This is a genomic window from Mesorhizobium kowhaii (genome assembly GCF_042431665.1).
GTDB lineage: Bacteria > Pseudomonadota > Alphaproteobacteria > Rhizobiales > Rhizobiaceae > Mesorhizobium > Mesorhizobium kowhaii.
The window spans coordinates 60,580-76,865 of record NZ_JBHLYT010000007.1 but is presented as its reverse complement, the minus strand read 5'-3'; the positions used below and the strand labels follow the sequence as shown (position 1 = coordinate 76,865).

The following is a 16,286-nucleotide window of genomic DNA, read 5'->3' as shown; positions in this document are numbered from 1 at the left end:
CCATTTTGGCCAGGAAATCCCATATTCGGGACATGGCCAAATCCCCCGATGAAAAAACGCCGCCGACGGCGAATGACGACCGCGCCGCGCCGAAGCGGCGCAGTCCGCTGACCGATTTCCTCGACGCCTCGGAGCCGCTGCACAAAGACGGCTTTGCCGAGATGCCGCAGGCCGAACTGTCGGGCACGCCGCTGACCGGTTCGATCGCCGATTGGGCCGAGCAGATCGAGCAGGAGGCCGAAAAGGAAGGACGTCTCGTCGGCAAGGGCGACGGCGGCAAGGCGCCGAAGCCATCGAAAAAGATCCCCGAGCGCTCAACCTCCCCGGGCCGCAGTTCGCGCGGTACCTCGATGGGTGGCGCGGCGACAGCCAGGGAACGCACCGCAGCCGGCCTGAACCCGGTCGCCGGCCTCGATATCTCGCTGGAAGACGCAGAGACGATGGCCTCCGGCAGCGTCACCGCCACCGTGGCCGCGCTGTCGGCGCTGATCGAATCCGGCAATCCCCTGCACAAGGACGGCGTGCTGTGGACGCCGCACCGCCCTGCCCGCCCGGAAAAATCCGAAGGCGGCATAGCCATCAAGATGGTGTCGGATTTCGAGCCGGCCGGCGACCAGCCGACCGCCATCAAGGATCTGGTCGAAGGCGTCGACAACAGCGATCGCACCCAGGTGCTGCTCGGTGTTACCGGCTCGGGCAAGACATTCACCATGGCCAAGGTGATCGAGGAGACGCAGCGCCCTGCGCTGATCCTGGCGCCGAACAAGACGCTGGCCGCACAGCTCTATTCCGAGTTCAAGAAATTCTTCCCCGAAAACGCCGTCGAGTATTTCGTCTCCTATTACGACTACTACCAGCCGGAAGCCTACGTCCCGCGCACCGACACCTTCATCGAGAAGGAATCCTCGATCAACGAGCAGATCGACCGGATGCGCCATTCGGCGACGCGCTCGCTGCTCGAGCGCGACGACGTCATCATCGTCGCCTCGGTGTCCTGCATCTACGGTATCGGCTCGGTCGAGACCTATACGGCGATGACCTTCCAGATGCAGATCGGCGACCGGCTCGACCAGCGCGCTCTACTCGCCGACCTCGTCGCCCAGCAGTACAAGCGGCAGGACATCAACTTCGTGCGCGGCTCGTTCCGCGTGCGCGGCGACACGATCGAGATCTTTCCAGCCCACTTGGAAGATCGCGCCTGGCGCATCTCGATGTTCGGCGACGAGATCGAGCAGATCACCGAGTTCGACCCGCTGACCGGCCAGAAGACCGGCGAGTTGAAGAGCGTCAAGATCTACGCCAACTCGCACTATGTGACGCCGCGCCCGACCCTCAACCAGGCAATCAAGTCGATCAAGGAAGAGCTCAAGCACCGGCTGGTGGAACTCGAGCGCGCCGGCCGGCTGCTCGAAGCACAACGGCTGGAACAGCGCACCCGTTTCGACCTGGAAATGCTGGAGGCGACCGGCTCCTGCGCCGGCATCGAGAACTATTCGCGCTATCTCACCGGCCGCCAGCCGGGCGATCCGCCACCAACACTGTTCGAGTACATTCCCGACAACGCGCTGGTCTTCATCGATGAAAGCCACGTCACCGTGCCGCAGATCGGCGGCATGTATCGCGGCGACTTCAGGCGCAAGGCGACGCTGGCCGAATACGGCTTCCGCCTGCCGTCCTGCATGGACAACCGGCCGCTGCGCTTCGAGGAATGGGACGCCATGCGCCCGCTCTCCGTCGCCGTCTCGGCAACGCCGGGCGGCTGGGAAATGGAACAGGCCGGCGGCGTCTTTGCCGAGCAGGTCATCCGCCCGACCGGCCTCATCGATCCGCCGGTCGAAGTGCGCCCGGCCAAGAGCCAGGTCGACGATGTCGTCGGCGAGATCCGCGACACCACCAAGGCCGGCTACCGCACGCTGGTGACCGTGCTGACCAAGCGCATGGCCGAGGACCTGACCGAATATCTGCACGAGCAAGGCATCCGCGTGCGCTACATGCACTCCGACATCGACACGCTGGAGCGCATCGAGATCCTGCGCGACCTGCGCCTCGGCGCCTTCGACGTGCTGGTCGGCATCAACCTCTTGCGCGAGGGCCTCGACATTCCCGAATGCGGCTTCGTCGCCATTCTCGATGCCGACAAGGAAGGTTTTTTGCGTTCGGAAACCTCGCTGATCCAGACCATCGGCCGCGCCGCCAGAAACGTCGACGGCAAGGTCATCCTCTATGCCGACCAGGTCACCGGCTCGATGGAACGGGCGATGGCCGAGACCAGCCGCCGCCGCGAAAAGCAGATGGAGTGGAACGCGGCCAACGGCATCACGCCGGAATCGGTCAAGTCGCGCATCTCGGACATTCTGGACTCGGTCTACGAGAAGGACCACGTCCGCGCCGACATCTCGCAGTTCACCGACAGCGCCGGCGCCATGATGGGCAACAATCTCAAGGCCCATCTCGACGCCATGGACAAGCAGATGCGCGACGCCGCCGCCAATCTCGACTTCGAGAAGGCGGCCCGCATCCGCGACGAGATCAAGCGGCTGCGCGAGATGGAGCTGTCGATCTCCGAAGACCCGCTGGCGAAGTACGCGGACATGGAAAGCCCGGTTTCGGGCCGTGAAAAGGGCAAGCACAACAAGGGCCGCGCCATCCACCGCACGGCCGACGACAAGGGAAACATCCCTGTTGCGGCGGTCAGCAAGCCGAAAGAGAGTGCACAGGATCGCGTCAAATCCGCCCTGTTCCGCAAGCCGTCGCTCGACGCCATGGGGCCGGGCACCGACATGCCGACACCCGCCGGCGCCGTGTCGCGTTCGCTGTTCAAGAAACAGTCGGCCGAAGAGGCGCACGGTTCCGACTTCGGCATTCCCGGCGACTCGACCAAGCCGCTGTTCAAGAAGAACTCGCTTGATGAGATGACGGTGCGGCGGACCGAGACACCGATCGAAGGCGACAAGCCGGTCAAGCGCGAGCGCGCCGGCATTGGTTCCTACGAGGATCCGGGCGACGCCCGCCGAGAAAAGCGCCGGCCGGGCAAGACGGGCAGGCCGGGGCGGTAGCGATCCTTCGCGCCCCCGGCAGCCTTGCCATCGGCCCCGCCTTTGGTGTAGTCAATCCCCACACTCGAACGTCTTGAAAGGAGGGCTCACGTGTTTGCGTTTTTTCGTCACCATCGTCAGCGTGGCCCGATTTCTGCCCTGCGAGCTTGCTTGCAGGGCTGACCAGGGACGGTCCGGGTTTTTCCCGCTTCGATTTTTTTGGTCTGCCCTTCGTGGTGTTGCAACGCCGAGCCTGATGGCCAGCACGCGCACCGTCAAAGTGCATTGAACCGGAGTTTTCTCCGGCAAGACCAGAGAAATCAAAATGGCCCTGATCAGCCTCAAATCCCTCGGCGTCACCATGAGTGCGCCGCTGTTTGCCAATCTCGACCTGACCATCGGCACCGGCGACCGGCTCGGCATCGTTGCCGCCAACGGCCGCGGCAAGTCGACCTTGCTCAAATGCCTGACCGGCGAAATGGAGCCGACCTTTGGCGACATAACCCGCACGCGCGGCCTGCGCGTCGGCCATGTCGAACAGTCCGTTGCCACAGCCCTTCTCGACCGAACGTTCCACCAGGTGGTGGCCGACGCCTTGCCGCCCGAGCAGGCCGAAAGCGAGCTGTGGCGCGTCGATGTGGTTCTCGATTCACTCGACGTGCCCGAGCCCATGCGCGAACGGCAAATGCAGGCGCTGAGCGGCGGTTGGCAGCGGCTGGCACTGATCGCCCGCGTCTGGGTCACCGATCCGGATGTGCTGCTGCTCGACGAGCCGACCAACCATCTCGACCTGGCCAGGATCAGCCAGCTTGAGACCTGGCTCAACACGCTGCCGCGCGAAGTGCCGGTGGTGACCGCCAGTCACGACCGCGCCTTTCTCGACGCCACCACCAACCGGACGCTGTTCCTGCGCCCGGAACAATCGCCTGTGTTTGCCCTGCCCTACTCCAGGGCAAGGCAGGCGCTCGACGACGTCGACGCCTCGACGGAGCGCAAGTTCCAGCGCGACATGAAGGTGGCGCAGCAATTGCGCCGGCAGGCCGCCAAGCTCAACAACATCGGCATCAATTCCGGCAGCGACCTTTTGACAGTCAAGACCAAGCAGCTCAACCAGCGGGCGGAGCGCCTGGAAGAGGCGGCTGCTCCGGCCCATCGCGAGAAGTCGTCCGGCGCGATCAGGCTCGCCAATCGCGGCACCCATGCCAAGGTGCTGATCACGCTCGAGGACGCGGCGGTGGAAACCCCTGATGGAACGCTGCTGTTCAGGACCGGCAAGCGCCACATTTGCCAGGGCGATCGCATCGTCCTGCTCGGCCGCAACGGCATCGGCAAATCGCGCTTCGTCACCCTGATCCGCAACGCCATCCTCGAAGCGGATACGGTGCAGAACGTGAAGGTGACGCCGTCGACAGTGCTCGGCTACAGCGACCAGGCGCTGTCGGGCATCAGCGGCGACGACACGCCGCTGGCGATGGTCTCGCGCCGCTATGATGTCGGCGAACAGCGCGCCCGCTCGCTGCTCGCCGGGGCCGGCGTCGGCATCGACATGCAGGAGCGCCGGATCGACGTGTTGTCCGGCGGCCAGAAGGCGCGGCTGATGATGCTGGCGCTCAGGCTCGCCAACCCCAATTTCTATCTGCTCGACGAGCCGACCAACCATCTCGACATCGACGGCCAGGAAGCGCTGGAAGCCGAGCTGCTGGCGCATCAGGCAAGCTGCGTGCTCGCCTCGCACGACCGCTCCTTCATCCGCGCCATCGGCAACCGCTTCTGGCTGATCGAGAAGCGGCGGCTGACCGAAGTCGAGGACCCGGAGGATTTCTTCCGCTCGGTGGCCGAGGGCACCGGCTGAAGAAACGCCAAGCGTCCGCCGGGCCGGCATTCGAGTTCTGCCGGCCACACTTCCCCGCTGGCCGAAAAAGGCGCATCCTGAGGTTTCGCAAACCGAGGGAGGATACCGGTCATGCGCGGGGTGGACGTCGTCAAGAACCTGTATGATGCTTATGCAAAACGCGACATCGAGGGCGCGCTGGTCGACTGCGCCGATGATATCGTCTTCCGCTGGGTCGCCGAACCGCAGGCACCTTTCATCGCGGCAGGCAACGGCAAGCAGGAGTTCCTTGCCCGCCTCATGGCGCTGGACAGTGATTTCGAGTACCGGAGCTTCGTCCCGGTGGACATCGTCGACGGCGGCGACAGGATTGCGGCGCAGGTCGAAATCCATTTGACGCGCAAAACCACCGGCCAGGAGCTTCTCATGCGTACCGCTGATTTCTGGACGGTCCGCGACGGCAAGATCGTCGAGATGGTGGAATATTACGACACGGCGCTGGCCGCCTCGGTCATCTGAAGAAAAATTTCGACGACCTGTCGGGTCGCCTGAACCTGCCACGTCCTTGGGATGCCGACACAATGATGCCGGCTTCAATCAAGGAGAAAGCATCATGTTCACCCTGTCATCCATAGGCCGCGTCGCCACCCGTTACGCGCAGGCTCGCGCTCGCCATCGCAGTGAGCGCGCCCTCCTGTCCTTGCCGATCGAGCTGCGCAAGGACATCGGCTGGCCCGAAATCGTCATCGACCCGCAGAACGGCCCTCGTATCTGCAGAGCACCCTGACCGAGGCGGCCGCTGGTCAATCATGCGTATCGCCCGAAAGCGGCGTCGCCTGCATCGACGCGCGCCTTTCGAAAGCCTCGAACCAGTGCGTGAGCACCGCCCGCGAGCGAAAGGGCGGAAGGTGACGGAACGCCATCCAGGACAGCGTGGTGGCCAGGGCTGTATGGCCGACATGAAGCGGCGCTTCGTCGTCCAGAGCGCTTTCGATCCAGTCGTAGCTTGCCTCGATCTTTTCCCGGTATCCTTCGGCAAGAGCACCATAACGCAGCTGTTCGGGTCTCCTTTCCGTCTCCCAGCGCAAGGCAATGCCCGTCTGCGCTAGGCCCTGAGCGACCGACTGCAGCCGCAACGCCTGCCAGCGCGTCTCGCCGTCTTGCGGCAGCAATTTGCGGCCGCCATGCAGTGTGTCGAAGTAGGCGCAGATGACATCGGAATCGAAGATCGGCGACGCACCGGGCCGCAACAGCACCGGCACCTTGCCGAGTGGATTTTCGGCGTAGACGCTGGCATTGCGCAAGGTCGGGCTGGTCTCGTGATGAATAACCTCGAGCCGATCGGCAATGCCGACCTCGTGAGCGAAGACGAGCGCCTTGCGCGCAAAGGGCGAATGGGTCTGGTAATAGAGGATCATTGTCGTCCCAGGGGGTGAGGAAGCCACGTAGCCCACCAGTTCTATGCTGCGAGCCGCGAGAATTGCGCTCTGATTGAGCCCCGCCGACGCAAGTTCATTTCACGACTCCCGCTCAAACCACCGGCTACCAGGTCTGTGCGGGCGGCTTGCGAAAAATTTCCACGGCCCTGTAGGATCGCCGTCACCTCATGCGTCCTATGGTTCGCAAGGCTAAGCCAAACGCAAAGAGGAGCAAGATATGACTGATCAGACCCCCGTTCAGCCCGCGGCGAAAGTGCTCGGCGGATTGACCCCCTATCTGCAGGTGGACGGCGCCTTCAAGGCCGCCGAATTCTACAAGAAGGCCTTCGGCGCCGAACAGGTCTTTGCCTATCCGGCCGACGAACAGGGCCGCACCATGCACATCCATCTTCACATCAACGGCTCGACGCTGATGCTGGGCGACGCCTATCCCGAGCACGGCCACCCGCATCAAAATCCGCAGGGCTACACCATGCAGTTGCACCTCCAGGACGACACCATCGAAACATGGTGGAAGCGCGCCATCGAGGCCGGCTGCGAGGAAGTGGTGCCGCTGCAGGTGATGTTCTGGGGCGACCGCTGGGGACAGATGCGTGACCCCTTCGGCGTGGCCTGGGCAATGAACGCCCCGGTGAAGTAAGTTTTTTCAGCGAGCAGCAATGCCCCTTGCCGCCGGCGGGGGGATGATGCGCTCACCTGCGCCGGGTTGCATCCCTGCCGGCCCGGCGCTCGATTTCAGCAAAGGAGACCCACAATGTCCTATGTCGATGGCTTCGTGGTTGCGGTGCCCAAGGCAAAACTCGACGACTACAAGAAGCTCGCCAACACCGCCGGAATCGTCTGGATGGAGCACGGTGCGCTCGCCTATGCCGAATGCGTCGGCGACGACGTGCCGTATGGCGAGGTCACCTCTTTCCCGCGTGCCGTGCAGGCCAAGGACGACGAGATCGTCGTCTTCTCCTGGATCGTCTACGAATCGCGAGAAAGCCGCGATGCCGTCATGGCCAAGGTGATGGCCGACCCGCGCATGAAACCCGACTGGGCAACGATGCCGTTCGACGGCAAGCGCATGATCTTCGGCGGCTTCAAGCCGTTCATGGAGCTGTAGGCGTCAGTCCAACTTGTCGAGCAGCGGCTTCAGCCGATCGCCATAGCGCTTCCACAGATCGACCGAGCCCTGATACATCGGCTGGCGCACCTGCGCGGCGGAAGCCGTGCGCACCGGCCGGTCGGTCTCGTGGAACGACAGCACCGCATCGTTCCATGGCAGGCCGAGATGGGCGATCAGCGCCCGCGTCTGCCCTTCCTGGTCGGCGACGAAATCCTCATAGCGCACATCATGCACCACCCCAGGCAGCACCGTATGCCAATGCGCCATGATGTCGGTGTAGAGGTTGTGGAAATCGGCGAGTTCGCCGAGGTCGTAGCCGTAGCGATGGCTGTCGCCGCGGAAATGCACCTTGTAGATCGACAGGCACGTCGCCGCCGCGTCGCGGGCGCAATGGACGATCTTCGCTTTCGGCAACATCAGATGGAGGAAGCCGACAAGCAGGAAGTTGCCCGGCATCTTGTCGGTGACATGCTTGAAGCCGGGATAGCGGGCGTGCAGCATGTCGAGATAGGCCTCGCCGGCCTCGGCAAAAGCCTTGTCGGGCATGTCGGCGATGCCAGCCGGAAAGCCGCCCTTCATGGTCAATGGAAACTGCTTGCCCACCGCCGTCTTCAGGATGCTGAGCTCGCCGGCGCCATAGACCTGGGGATGGCTGGCGATGATCTGCTCGACCAGCGTCGTGCCGGAGCGCGGCATGCCGACGACAAAGATCGGCGTGTCGTCGGTAATTGAGCTCGGCTTGTGTTTTTCGAAGAAGCCGGCATCAAAGGTTGCCTTCATGGCCTCGAATTCGGCGCGCGTCCTGGCCGCATCGTAGTCGATGCCCTTGCGGCGGATCGCATTGCCTTCGGCGAAATAGTCGAAGGCCCTGCCATAATCCTTCAGATCGTCATTGGCCTTGCCGAGACCGAAGGACAACTGCATGCGCGCCAGGCTGTCCTGCGGCGTCTTGGCATGCTGGGCTTCCATGCTGGTCAATTCGCTGTCGCGCTCCTTCTGGCGCTTGACCTGCGTCAGCATCAGCCAGGCTCTCGCCATGCCGGGGTCGACCGCCAGCGCCTGCCGGAAAAGATCGACCGCTTCGTCGAGCTTGCCCTTTTCCATCAGCCCGACGCCCAGCCCGTGCAGCAGGTCGGCGTCCTTCGGCCTGATGGTCAGCGCCTCGCGGAAGACGGCAAGCGCCTCGTCCAGACGACCGGCTTCTTGCAGCGTTTCGGCAAGTCCGATGCGCGCGCGGACATGGAACGGATTGCGTCCGAGGGTACCGCGATAAATGTCTTCGGCGCCCTCGAACTGGCCGAGCTGCTTCAACGATGAGCCGAGATTGTCGCGCGCCGCCAGTTGGTCGGGCCGCAGCGTCACTGCCTTGCGAAAGCAGTCGACGGCAGCAGCGACCTGGCCGAGATCGCGCAACACTGTGCCGAGATTGTTGAGAAAATCCGGATTGCCGGGCTGCAACCGCACCGACTGCTCGATGAGATCAACCCCTTCGGCGCTGCGCCCGGTCTGGTGCAGCAACAACCCAAGGAAGTGCGCAGCGGCGGCGTGATTGGCCTTTTGCGCCAGCACCTGCCGGTAGATCGCCTCGGCCTCTTGCCGGCGCCCGGCCTGGTGCAGTTGCAGCGCCTGCTGCACATGCTGATCAAGCCCCAGCGGTGGCTGTCCTCCAGCGCCAGATCTGGCTCCCGCGCCCGCCGCTCTTCTCTGATCTCTGTTAATGAGAAACCTGCCGTGTTTGTCCGCCGGCCGCGATCTACAGCAATTCCAGGAAAAGTGTGAAACGGTTTTCCCGGGAAAGCGCATGGCGCTTTCCCTTGGGAATTGCGCCAAAACAAAGAGATAGAGCGGTTCGGCGTTTCAGTGAAACGATGAACCGATCTAGGCCATCGGCGCATCAGGTTCAAGGCTTCGCTTGGTATCCGTCAGTGTAGAAGCGATCAAATCAACCGGTTGGTCTCCGCAACCTGCCTGGCACGACGGAGCGTTCCATCGGTATCGGCGACCCTTCGCTTTGCCGCTTCGTCACTTCTGATGGTCAGCCGCGGCGACAGGATGGGCTTTGCCATCACTGGTTTAACCAATGGCCCGACCGTGACTGCGGCTCCTGCCGATGTTGTTTCAGAAATCATGAGGTATCGTCCTTCCATGCATAAATAAAATTAAAATACCGGGAGAAATGTTCCCGCCTCTCTTCAAGCAATTTTTGAAATCGCTGGATTTGTATCATCATTTTTTTGAAAGTTACAGCGAGCAATTTTCTGAGCGTAATCCGATTTTCTTTTAAATTGCCTTGATTAAATTGAGACAAAGGCCTATCTGTTCAGGATCGTTTTGGGCCAGAATTGGCATCTCGCGGCGTCAGAGGTTCTCGACCCGCCAATCTCATTCCAAATCATCGATATTGGCCGCGGTTCGCGACCATTTCTCATTCCTCGAAAGACCCACATGAACACCGGAACCGTAAAGTTCTACAATGGCCAGAAGGGTTTCGGCTTCATTCAGCCGACCGATGGCGGCAAGGACGTTTTCGTCCATGTCAGCGCGCTGGAGCGCGCCGGCTTCCCTGGCCTCGCTGAAGGCCAGAAGCTGCAGTTCGAGTTGGAGCGTGACACCAAGGGCCGCGAGTCGGCCGCCAATTTGCAACTGATCTGATCCGGCCGAATTCGATGAACGCTGACCACGGATGTACTGGCAGCTCTCGAAAGCGGCTTATTTCCAGCGATTGCGGGAAATAGGAAAGCGGGGCTCGTCCCCGCTTTTTTGCTTTCAGGGACCGCTGCGGAAGCATCAAGGCAAGACAATGACGGACCGCACCACCCACTCCATCGCGCATTTCGCGGCACCCTTCGTGCTCGGCGGACTGGAAGGACAGCTGCCGGCCGGCGACTACGACATCGATCACGACGAAGAGGTGATCGAGGGCATGTCGCGGCTTGCCTGGCGCCGCGTCGCCACCTTCATCCATTTGCCGGCAAGGGCAGTGAAAAACCCGACCACCAGCCAGCTTGTCGCCATCGATTACCTCGAACTCGAAACAGCGCTGAAGCGCGACAGGGAGAATGCAGCATGATCCGTTTCCAGCAGAATGCGCGCCCGCGCACCGACACGCCCGCGCACCAGTTTGCGATCGGTCAGACTGTCCGCATGAAGAGCCGCACCGGCCTCGTCCAGAAAACCGCGGAACTGTTCCAGATCAAGAGCAGGCTGCCGGTTAAGGACGGCTCGCCGCAATACCGCATCCGCAGCGAGCAGGAGACCCATGAGCGGGTCACCACGGAAGACAATCTCGAACCGGCCGACAACCCGGTTGTGGCCAACAACCCGGTTGTCTCTGACAACTCGGTTGTTAGTGATAACCCGGTCGTCTGAGCGCCCAGCAAAGCCAAGCCAACACACACCAGGAGCACGACATGTCCAAGGGTCAACAGCGAAGCAATCGCGAAACACGCAAGCCGAAGAAGGACAAGGTCGTGGCCAAGCCCGCCTCCCCGTTCGGCTCTGCTGTCAAGCAGGCAGAGAGCAGCCTGAAGCCGAAGTCGAAGGGCTGACGCCCAGGGGCGCTTCGTGCGCCCTCTCCGTCGCCCTGCGTGAGGCGACGGACCGATTAAACAGGCCCGCGCAACGCTCTGCCGCACCACGGAGGCGCGCTTGAACTTCGTCATCGAGTTCTACCGGTCGCGCGACGCCGACGAAGCCACGCTCGACAAGGTATCGCTGGAAGCGCCGAACCTGCGCGCCGCCCTGCAGGGTGCCACCGCGCTGTTCCATACGCTGGCCATGCCGCAAATCCCCGATCGCCTGCGCATTTCCGACGACAATGGCAGCGAGCTCTACGCCGGTCCGGCCGACGGGGCGTATCCAGCTTAGAGGAGCGGTGCTTGCCGCATGGTCCCATTAAAGTTCATGTAAGGTCGACGCCGTAAGATCGGCCGAACCGGGCGGCTGCCGCAATTGGTGGCCCGCGAGATCGCGGGCGCCCCATTGCAATCGCCGCTCGCGTCCGAAGGCAGGAGGCGTATGGACAGGTCGCGCATCATCGTGACGGCGGTGGTGTTGGCCTTGCTTGGCGCCATCGTGCCCATCGCGGCAATGTTTCACCTTTCATGGATCCAGGCGGTCCAAAAGGAACACGAACGGCTGCAGCTGTTCGCCAGCCGCGCCATCGCCAGGGCCGACATCTCGCGCGGCGATGCGACGGCCGCTTTGCTGCAGATCGATCAGTTCACCGGCATCCACTGTTCGGCGGACCACATAGCCCGCATGCGGCAACTCACTATCAACACACGCTCGACCGAGGAGATGGGCTATTTCGAAAATGGCCTGCTCAAATGCTCGTCATGGGGACTGACCGAAGGGCGCGTTGCTCAAACCGTCCCGGATTTCACCACCAGGGACGGTATTGCCGTCACCGCCCGCATGCAGCCGGTGATGAGCGAAGGTCATTTGCTGATGGCACTGCGATACAAGGACCACAATGTTCTTGTCGATCCGGTACGCTTTGTCGACGTCATCGTCGATCCCGGCGTCCAGCTCGCGCTGACGACGGAAACGGGCATCCTGCTCGGTGCGCTGAACGGCCCGGATCCCGCCCGCATCGAGACGATCATCGCCGGCCCCGACGAAGGCATCGATGACGATCTCCTGTTTGCCACCGCGCGCGGGACGGGCTGGATCGCTGTCGCCGCCGAGCCGAAAAGCCAGATTCTGGACAGCGTTCGCCAGCAGCGGCTTCTGCTGCTCCCGCTCGGTGCTTTCATGGCCGCCTTCATCATCGGCATGGTTGTCTGGCTGTCGCGACGGCGGCTTTCACCGTTGGGAGAATTGCAGATCGCGGTGCGCAAGCGCGAATTCATCGTCCACTATCAGCCGATCGTCGAACTCAGGACCGGCAATTGCATCGGCGCGGAAGCGCTGGTGCGCTGGAAGCGACCGAACGGTTCCCTGGTCCGGCCCGACCTCTTCATTCCGCTGGCGGAAGAGAGCGGCCTGATCACGGCGATCACCGATCAGGTCATTGCGCTCGTTGTCTTCGACCTGAACAGGCTTCTGGTCGCCGATCGTTCCATCCACATCGCCATCAATCTCAGCGCAACCGACGTCAGCACGGCGCGGGTTCTACCGGTTATCGAAAAGGCATTGCAGCACACCGGCATAGAGCCCCAGCAGATCTGGCTCGAGGCGACGGAACGCGGTTTTGTCGATATCAACTCGGCGCGTTCGACCGTCGTTCGTGCCCGCGAACTTGGCCACGCAGTGGTGATCGACGACTTCGGCACCGGCTATTCCAGCCTGTCCTATCTCGAGGGGCTGCCGCTCGATGCGTTGAAGATCGACAAGTCGTTCATCGACACGATCAGCACGAATTCCGCCACCAGTTCCGTCACCCCGCACATCATCGGCATGGCCAAGACGCTGAAGCTGAAGATCGTTGCCGAAGGCGTGGAAACGCAGGCACAAGCCGATTACCTGGTGGAACACGACGTTGAATATGGCCAGGGCTGGCTTTTCGCCAGACCCATGCCCGCGGCCGAGTTCATCGCCTATTGTCGGCAGGCGAAGGCGCCGGCGTAGAGGCGAGCGCTACCTGCCAGCAGGCAACACCTGCCTTCTCCCCTTGCGTGGGAGAAGGCAGAAAACCGGCCCTGTCAGCACGGTCCGTCGTCAACGACGCGATAGTCCGCGGCGCGGGCTTCGCAGGAATTGGGAAAGGTGCGCAGTTCGTCATGCCGGCGCGCGCACACGGGAGCATATTCGCGGGTGCAGAACGTCTGCTCTTCGCCGCCACCGCCACTGCCGCCGTCGCGGCACGGACCGTCGCGCACAATGCGGTAGCCGGCCCGGTCGGCAAGGCAGGCATTGGCGAAGGTCTGGCGGTCGCCGCCGCGCCGGGCGCAGACCGGCTCGTACTGCCTGCTGCAATATTGCGGTTCGGGCCGTGGCGGACGCGGACGCGGCCCTGGTCCCTCATCGACGACGACGGTGCAGGCGGCAAGAATTGCCGACAGGAACAGGATGGCAAAACCTTGCCGCGAAAAGATTGCCGCCAGAAACTTCATGTTGATCTCTCCCTCGATCCCGTCCCCGGAAGACGATCCTTGCCATTCCCTTGCCAAATGCAACCCCGTTCGCAGCCTCCCCGCTGGGAAACGATGCGTGGAGCCATGGCACCCATCAGCCCCATCTCGCTGGCGGCCACGACATCTGGCCCATTCGTGGCCGCGCTCTGGGCCGATGACCGAGCCGGCAACCAAGCCTATGTCGAGCCGCATCGATGCTCAGGTCAGTCGATCCATGCGTCGGGATGCGCCCAGAGCGGCGGCCCGCGGCGCTATCTTGCAACCTTCACGTTTCCGTGCGATAAATTCCGTGTTCGGGCATTTGCGACCCGGAGAGCGGAACGTTTTGGACGACCTTTCCCCGATACTGTGAATCTCTGACGGCCCCGTTTTCGGCGGGGGGTTTGACCATGCGCCAATGCATGACTGCCGAAGCAACCACCGGGACTTGCCCATTGCGCCAGGCGGCGGGCAGGACCACCAGACTGAACGGGTGAAGGAGTTTCCCCAATGGCCCAGACCGGCACCGTTAAATTCTTCAACGCGACCAAAGGCTTCGGTTTCATCACGCCCGACGGCGGCGCCAAGGATGTGTTCGTCCATATTTCCGCGATCGAGGCCTCCGGCCTGCGCACGCTCGTCGACGGCCAGAAGGTCACCTTCGACGTCGAGCCGGATCGCATGGGCAAGGGCCCCAAGGCCGTCAACCTCCGCGCTGCCTGAGCCATCGGCACGCCGAGCGTCTCTGACGCACGACGGAGGCTCCAATGCCTGGACCTGGCTTGGAGAGGGATTTGAATTTTTGAAAAGGCGCGGCGGTTTTCGTCGCGCCTTTTTCGCGCCGCGCGTTCTGCCCAATGCATGTCGCACAAAAGCGCGCGGAGGTTTTGAGTCAACGACATGCATAAAAACAAAGACTTAAAAGCGCGTCGTCTGAATCCCTTCAAACGCGACGCGCTTTAGGGGCCCGCAAAACTTTCTCTTGCCGATGGCGCTAAAATAAAGGACAAATTTCCATTCGGGCATCTGCCGGCCCGAGACTGGACTTTATGGGATCAAAGGAGCTTCCCATGCCGCAGACCGGCACCGTCAAATTCTTCAACCATGCCAAAGGCTTCGGCTTCATCACGCCCGATGATGGCGCGAAGGATGTTTTCGTCCATATTTCAGCCGTGCAGGCATCGGGTCTTCCTGGTCTTGAGGATGGCCAGAAAGTGTCCTTCGACACGGAACCGGACAAGCGTGGCAAGGGCCCGAAGGCCGTCAACCTGTCGGTCGGCTGAGCCGGCTTCAGACAGGCGGCGGGCCGGCTGGATAGCCCCGCTCCCTTGAGGGGTCTTTGACGCTTGTTTTGATATTGACGCGTCGAAATCCGTTCAGCCCCCATTCAGCCACGGTCGCATATTAGTCTTTGGTAAAGCCGGACCGCATCCCCCGGAAACTGCACGGGCCGGTTACGAAGGAGACCGACATGAACCGAATTTTCAAGACCGCCGTCCTGTCCGCTGCCGTGGTCGCCACCACACTCATGACCCTGCCCGCCGCCAACGCGGGTGACTGGCGCCATCACGGCCATCACGGCGACGGCGACGCGATTGCCGCCGGCGTGCTCGGCCTTGCCGCCGGCGCGCTGATCGGTGGCGCGTTGGCCAATGACCGGCCGCCCCCAGACGATTATTACGATGACGGTTACTACGATCGCGACGTAGTGGTGCGCCCGGCACCGGTCCGCCGCTACTATGCGGAGCCGAGGGTTGTCTACAATGAAGGCTACGCCGAGCCGTGGACGCGTGGCTGGTATGACTATTGCTCGGACCGCTACCGTACCTTCAACTCCCGCACCGGCACGTTCACCGGCAATGACGGCGAACAGCATTTCTGCACGGCGAACTAAGATCAAGGGCTTCCCTGCCCCAAACAAAAAGCGCTGACCGCGAGGCCAGCGCTTTTTGTTGTTGGGCTTGACGTCCAAGATTTCTCTTGAGGTCGGCGCTACCCCTCATCCGCCTGCCGGCACCTTCTCCCCGTGAAGCACGGGGAGAAGGGATTGGCTGCAACACAGGCGCCCTTAAGTCAGAAAGGGGTTGGTCCGGCGCTCCTCGCCGAAGCGTCCGCCGGGACCGTGGCCGCAGACAAAGCCGATGTCGTCGCCGAGCGGCAGGAGCTTATCCTTGATCGAGGCGATCAGCGCCGCGTGGTCGCCGCCCGACAGGTCGGTGCGGCCGACCGAGCCACGAAACAGCACGTCGCCGACATGGGCGAACTTGGCCGCGCGGTTGTAGTAGACGACATGGCCAGGCGCGTGGCCGGGGCAATGCAACACCTCGAACACATGCGAGCCGAACGACACGGTGTCGCCTTCGGTGAGGAACCGGTCGGGCACACAGTTGCGCGCGCCGGCGATGCCGTAACGCCTGCCCTGGTTTTCCAGATTGTCGAGCAACGACTTGTCGGCCTCATGCGGCCCGATGATGTCGATGCCGAGCGCCTCCTTCAACTCCATGGCGCCGCCGGCATGATCGATATGGCCATGCGTTAGCCAGATCGCCCCGGCGGATATCGCATTGTCCTTCAGCACCGCCAGCACCTTGTCGATGTCGCCGCCCGGATCGACGACGACACCATGCTTGTCGTCCATGTCGAACAGGATGGTGCAATTCTGCTGGAACGGTGTGACCGGCACGATGCCGGCATTGAGCTGACCCATGATTGTCCTTTCGCTATTCCAGCGTGATGTAGAGCAATTCCAGGAAAAGTGTGAAACGGTTTTCCCGGGAAAAGCGCGTAGCGCTTTCCCTTAGGGAATTGCGTCAA

Annotated in this window: 20 protein-coding genes; 15 read left to right on the top strand and 5 right to left on the bottom strand. The window is 62.5% G+C overall.

From position 1 onward, the window contains the following. Positions 1 to 32: 32 nt before the first annotated feature. From uvrB to ACFFNA_RS08845, 4 genes are all read left to right on the top strand, one after another. On the top strand, positions 33 to 3,056 hold the full coding sequence (gene uvrB, locus ACFFNA_RS08860; RefSeq protein ID WP_378917454.1) for an excinuclease ABC subunit UvrB: 3,024 nt from the start codon (positions 33 to 35) through the stop codon (positions 3,054 to 3,056). A gap of 304 nt (positions 3,057 to 3,360) precedes the next feature. Beyond that, positions 3,361 to 4,887, top strand: coding sequence for an ABC-F family ATP-binding cassette domain-containing protein (locus tag ACFFNA_RS08855; protein WP_378917452.1), 1,527 nt, complete (start codon positions 3,361 to 3,363; stop codon positions 4,885 to 4,887). Between the two features lie 111 nt (positions 4,888 to 4,998). Next, on the top strand, positions 4,999 to 5,385 hold the full coding sequence (locus ACFFNA_RS08850) for a nuclear transport factor 2 family protein (RefSeq protein ID WP_378917450.1): 387 nt from the start codon (positions 4,999 to 5,001) through the stop codon (positions 5,383 to 5,385). 94 nt (positions 5,386 to 5,479) lie between these two features. After that, on the top strand, positions 5,480 to 5,653 hold the full coding sequence (locus ACFFNA_RS08845) for a hypothetical protein (protein WP_378917448.1): 174 nt from the start codon (positions 5,480 to 5,482) through the stop codon (positions 5,651 to 5,653). Between the two features lie 16 nt (positions 5,654 to 5,669). Here the strand turns inward: ACFFNA_RS08845 and ACFFNA_RS08840 are convergent, their stop codons facing one another. Further along, complete coding sequence (locus ACFFNA_RS08840) at positions 5,670 to 6,284, bottom strand: glutathione S-transferase (protein ID WP_378917707.1); 615 nt, start codon at positions 6,282 to 6,284, stop codon at positions 5,670 to 5,672. Between the two features lie 238 nt (positions 6,285 to 6,522). Here ACFFNA_RS08840 and ACFFNA_RS08835 point away from each other — a divergent pair, with 238 nt between their 5' ends. Next, positions 6,523 to 6,945, top strand: a complete 423-nt coding sequence (locus ACFFNA_RS08835) for a VOC family protein (RefSeq protein WP_111542907.1) — start codon at positions 6,523 to 6,525, stop codon at positions 6,943 to 6,945. A gap of 114 nt (positions 6,946 to 7,059) precedes the next feature. Continuing rightward, the gene (locus tag ACFFNA_RS08830) at positions 7,060 to 7,413 is read left to right on the top strand and encodes a DUF1428 domain-containing protein (RefSeq protein ID WP_378917446.1); all 354 of its coding nucleotides are present in this window, start codon (positions 7,060 to 7,062) and stop codon (positions 7,411 to 7,413) included. Between the two features lie 3 nt (positions 7,414 to 7,416). Here the strand turns inward: ACFFNA_RS08830 and ACFFNA_RS08825 are convergent, their stop codons facing one another. Beyond that, positions 7,417 to 9,051 carry a tetratricopeptide repeat-containing sulfotransferase family protein gene (locus ACFFNA_RS08825; protein ID WP_378917444.1) on the bottom strand — a complete coding sequence of 545 codons (1,635 nt, stop codon included), beginning with the start codon at positions 9,049 to 9,051 and terminating at the stop codon, positions 7,417 to 7,419. Positions 9,052 to 9,353: 302 nt separating this feature from the next. Beyond that, on the bottom strand, positions 9,354 to 9,545 hold the full coding sequence (locus ACFFNA_RS08820) for a hypothetical protein (protein WP_111542904.1): 192 nt from the start codon (positions 9,543 to 9,545) through the stop codon (positions 9,354 to 9,356). Between the two features lie 316 nt (positions 9,546 to 9,861). Between ACFFNA_RS08820 and ACFFNA_RS08815 the strand changes: the two genes are divergently transcribed. The 6 genes from ACFFNA_RS08815 to ACFFNA_RS08790 all read left to right on the top strand — a co-directional run bounded on the left by ACFFNA_RS08815 (position 9,862) and on the right by ACFFNA_RS08790 (position 12,987). Next, the gene (locus ACFFNA_RS08815; protein ID WP_023809797.1) at positions 9,862 to 10,068 is read left to right on the top strand and encodes a cold-shock protein; all 207 of its coding nucleotides are present in this window, start codon (positions 9,862 to 9,864) and stop codon (positions 10,066 to 10,068) included. Positions 10,069 to 10,216: 148 nt separating this feature from the next. Continuing rightward, entirely contained in the window at positions 10,217 to 10,486 is a 270-nt protein-coding gene (locus tag ACFFNA_RS08810) for a hypothetical protein (protein ID WP_095090880.1), read from the top strand. Next, complete coding sequence (locus ACFFNA_RS08805) at positions 10,483 to 10,785, top strand: hypothetical protein (protein ID WP_111542903.1); 303 nt, start codon at positions 10,483 to 10,485, stop codon at positions 10,783 to 10,785. Before ACFFNA_RS08810 ends, ACFFNA_RS08805 begins: the two co-directional genes overlap by 4 nt. Positions 10,786 to 10,826: 41 nt before the next feature. Further along, positions 10,827 to 10,964: a hypothetical protein gene (locus ACFFNA_RS08800; RefSeq protein ID WP_167458359.1), complete on the top strand. Its 138-nt coding sequence runs from the start codon at positions 10,827 to 10,829 to the stop codon at positions 10,962 to 10,964. 100 nt (positions 10,965 to 11,064) lie between these two features. Continuing rightward, positions 11,065 to 11,283 (top strand): hypothetical protein, encoded by a 219-nt coding sequence (locus ACFFNA_RS08795; RefSeq protein WP_111542902.1) that lies wholly within the window; start codon positions 11,065 to 11,067, stop codon positions 11,281 to 11,283. 150 nt (positions 11,284 to 11,433) lie between these two features. After that, positions 11,434 to 12,987, top strand: a complete 1,554-nt coding sequence (locus ACFFNA_RS08790; protein ID WP_378917441.1) for an EAL domain-containing protein — start codon at positions 11,434 to 11,436, stop codon at positions 12,985 to 12,987. Positions 12,988 to 13,061: 74 nt separating this feature from the next. On the opposite strand, the gene ACFFNA_RS08785 is transcribed toward ACFFNA_RS08790, so the two are convergent. Continuing rightward, a complete protein-coding gene (locus ACFFNA_RS08785) occupies positions 13,062 to 13,472 on the bottom strand; it encodes a Kazal-type serine protease inhibitor family protein (protein ID WP_378917439.1) in 411 nt (136 codons plus the stop codon). Positions 13,473 to 13,982: 510 nt separating this feature from the next. Between ACFFNA_RS08785 and ACFFNA_RS08780 the strand changes: the two genes are divergently transcribed. From ACFFNA_RS08780 to ACFFNA_RS08770, 3 genes are all read left to right on the top strand, one after another. Further along, the gene (locus ACFFNA_RS08780) at positions 13,983 to 14,195 is read left to right on the top strand and encodes a cold-shock protein (protein ID WP_006202520.1); all 213 of its coding nucleotides are present in this window, start codon (positions 13,983 to 13,985) and stop codon (positions 14,193 to 14,195) included. 347 nt (positions 14,196 to 14,542) lie between these two features. After that, positions 14,543 to 14,755 (top strand): cold-shock protein, encoded by a 213-nt coding sequence (locus ACFFNA_RS08775; protein ID WP_013530020.1) that lies wholly within the window; start codon positions 14,543 to 14,545, stop codon positions 14,753 to 14,755. A 188-nt stretch (positions 14,756 to 14,943) separates the two neighbouring features. Then, on the top strand, positions 14,944 to 15,366 hold the full coding sequence (locus ACFFNA_RS08770; RefSeq protein WP_111542899.1) for a BA14K family protein: 423 nt from the start codon (positions 14,944 to 14,946) through the stop codon (positions 15,364 to 15,366). Positions 15,367 to 15,540: 174 nt separating this feature from the next. On the opposite strand, the gene ACFFNA_RS08765 is transcribed toward ACFFNA_RS08770, so the two are convergent. Next, positions 15,541 to 16,179 (bottom strand): MBL fold metallo-hydrolase, encoded by a 639-nt coding sequence (locus ACFFNA_RS08765; RefSeq protein ID WP_378917436.1) that lies wholly within the window; start codon positions 16,177 to 16,179, stop codon positions 15,541 to 15,543. Positions 16,180 to 16,286 lie beyond the last annotated feature (107 nt).